This is a genomic window from Pseudomonas sp. C6002 (assembly GCF_013385805.1).
Classification (GTDB): domain Bacteria; phylum Pseudomonadota; class Gammaproteobacteria; order Pseudomonadales; family Pseudomonadaceae; genus Aquipseudomonas.
On the sequence record NZ_JACAPH010000023.1, the window covers coordinates 34831 to 38015 of the forward strand.

The window sequence follows — 3185 nt, forward strand, 5'->3', positions numbered from 1 at the left end:
CCACATTTCGAACCGCAGTGTTTAGAAAGCCCAGTCCAGGCTCAAACCCACCCCATGGACTTTCTCCTTGCTGGCCAGCAGGCCGTTGTAATCCAGATTCACCTTCGCCTCCTTGCTCAACGCCAGGCTGACCCGCGCCCCCACCAATGCCGCATCACGCACCATCGACGAACTCTCCACAGTGAACGAAGGGCCGCCCGAGGCAAACGCCAGGTGCCGCTCGGAATCGACGCTGCTCAGGTTGTGCTGCCAACCCAGGGTGCCGGAAAGCTCCAGTTGCTGATGGTCATTGATATTCAAGGTTTTCAGCGCTCGAGCACCCAGGGTACTCAACACCACATCGCGGCTGTCATCCCGGCCCTTCAAGGCCGCCGCATCACCCTTCTCGGTAAACCCATCGGCATCCAGATGCACGTACGCCAGGTTGGCGAACGGTTCCAGGGCCAGGGGTTGCAGGTTCAGGCGATACGCCGCCTCGGTAAACACCTGGGTACTGCGGGCATCCACCTTGGCTTTCTGCTTGCCGGCGACTTCACCGTATTGCAGCTCGCGCTTCACATCGGCGCGGTGCCAGCTGTAGGTCGCACCACCGCTCAAGCGCAAGGCACCGATTTCATGCCCGGCATACGCACCCAGGTGATAGCTGTCCACCGATGCCCGGGAATGGGTGTCGCTGCCCATGTTCAGCGATGTATCGCTGTACCCCGCCACCAGGCCTACACGGGTGTCTTCATCCAGCGCGCCGTCCACACCCGCCAGCATGCCGCCGATGGAGGTGGTGTAGCCCGCCGTATCGTTGCCGCTGTTGGTCTTGCCCCAGGCGCCCAGCGCCTTGACCCAGACGTTGCCACGGCTGTCGACGGTCTGGCTCGATGCGCCCATTGCCCCTTGCTGCAAACGCTCGCCCACGGCTTCGCGCAGGTAGCGGTTGTCATTCACCAACGCGGTTTCCAGCGCCGGGTAGATTTCCCCGGACAGCTGCTGGAATGCACCCTGGGCCGAAGCCGCATTCGGCGCCAGCAACAGGCTTTCGTACACGGCGTTGCCCGCGCCCAACTGCTCGGCAGCAGCGGCCACCGAACGTTGGTTCGGGGTGGCGGCCACACTGGCAAAGGTGTTGGCATTGCGCCCCACATCCAGCTGCACGCCGTTGGCGGCGTAGTTCAGGGTGCCGCCGATAAACAGATAGTTGGGCAGCACCGAACCGAAGCTGCCGGTAATCCCGTCCGCAGACTGCAGGATGTTGTACTGGCGACCGATCAGGCTTTCGGCCTGGGTCTGGGTCAGCAGCGTCGGGCTGTTTTCCAGGGCCAGGGTCACCGTGCCGCCGCTGAGGGTGGCCTTGCCACCGGCGACGATGCGATCACTGTTGGTGGCCGACAACTCCACCGCATAGGTAGAGCCCGCCGCGAAGTTCACATCCCCGGCCACGTTCAGGGTGCCGATGGAGTTGCCCGGCGCCACGGTACCGCCGCTGTTCGCTGTCAGCGAACCAATGCGCCCGGAACCGCCCACTACGCCGCTGCTGCTGACGGTAACGTCGGAGGTGATCGAGCCATTGATCGCCAGCAACCCTTGGTTGACCAGGGTCGGGCCGCTGTAGGTGTTGGTGCCGGTCAGTACCAGCGCGCCAATGCCCTGCTTGGTCAGGCCGCCATGCCCCGAGATATCGTTGCTCCACACATCCAGCCCGCAATGCACATCGGTGCACGTGCGCTGGGTCGGTTTGCCGGCATCCACCACGGCGCCAATCCCTGGCAGGTCCGCGACAAACTGGCCGGAGCCGTAGGCGCCGTCGATACGAAACTCCGCCGGGATATCCTCAGCCGTCACAAACATCCCCGGGCCGTTGATGGCCTTGCCCAGGTTGATCATGCCCCAACCGTACAGCGAGTCGATGCCCGGTGCGCCGAGGTCGGTCGCGGTGGTTTTCAGCAGCGTGGAGATCTGGTCGCCGCTCATGTACGGGAAGCGCTCCATCAACACCGCTGCACTGCCGGCCACATGCGGCGCGGCCATGGAGGTGCCGTTGAAATTGGCGTAGTCGGTGGTCAGGTTTTCCAGGGAGGTGCCGTTGATCACCGAACTGTAGATCTTGGTGCCGGGGGCCGCGACGCAGAAGCTGGCGGCATACCCGCAGCGCGAGGAAAACGTACTGATCACGTAAGGATCGGAACTGGCGGTGTCGGGATTCTGTTGCAAGGCCGCCACCGACAGCCAGTTGGGTGCAATCTCCGGCACGAAGTACGCCAGGCCCGAGATCGCATCCGGGTTGTTGCGGTTGTAGTCGTTGCCGGCGGCAAAGATCGTCAGCACGCCGCTGCGGGCCGCATCAATGGCGCCCTGATAAGCGCCACCTGCGATCGTCCCAAGGATCGGCCGAATGTTATTGAACTGGGCCTGGGCTTCATTGACCGTGAAGTTGGGGAATGCCGGGTCACGTCCGCCCTTGGCGTACTGGTCACCGATGCCGATGCCCCAGCTGTTGTTGATAATGCGTGCGCCGCTGGCCACCAAGGCATCCCAGCCGGCTTTGTAGACCGCACCGTCGTTGCCCAGGATGATCCCGTCTTCGGGGCCCGGGTCACCGTTTTCGGCGCTGATGATCTGCGCATCGAACGCCACGCCGTGCATTGGCCCGCCGTCGCGGTTACCCGCGGCGATCCCGCCTACGTGCGTGCCGTGATTGCCGAGCTTGCCGTTGGAACCCAGGGAAGGCGTGCCGTCGTAGCGAAACGCGTCCCCGGCTTTCACCGGGATATACGGGTCGGTGTATTGGCGAATGCCTTCGGTCACGAGCGTGACCACTTTGCCGGGGCTGGCGAATTCCGGATGCTGGGCATACACCGGCTGGTCGAAGATCCCCAGCTTCACACCCTTGCCGGTGTAGCCGGCGGCGTAGGCGGCGTCTGCATGCACGGCGCCCAGGCCCCAATCGGCCTTGAATTCATTGCTGCGCCAGCTGGCAGCGTCCCCCAGTTTTCCGGTTTCCACGTAGGGTGCGGCCTGGGCGGTACCCAGGCTGGCCAGGCAACACAGCAACGCGCCGTATGGCACGCAGCTCAGGGCCTTGAGCGGGTAGCCCGGGCCTGTTGGGATGGCGGATTGAAACCCTCGTTTTGTTTTTTTCACGGTGACCTTCCTTAGTTTTTATTGCACTTGTATAAATCACGTTTCTCCCAAGC

At 63.3% G+C, this 3185-nt stretch carries 1 protein-coding gene; it reads right to left on the minus strand.

Going from position 1 to position 3185, the window contains the following annotated elements; translation table 11 throughout:
• Nucleotides 1-21: 21 nt before the first annotated feature.
• A complete protein-coding gene (locus HX817_RS16135) occupies nucleotides 22-3132 on the minus strand; it encodes an autotransporter serine protease (RefSeq protein WP_177040573.1) in 3111 nt (1036 codons plus the stop codon).
• Nucleotides 3133-3185: the final 53 nt, after the last annotated feature.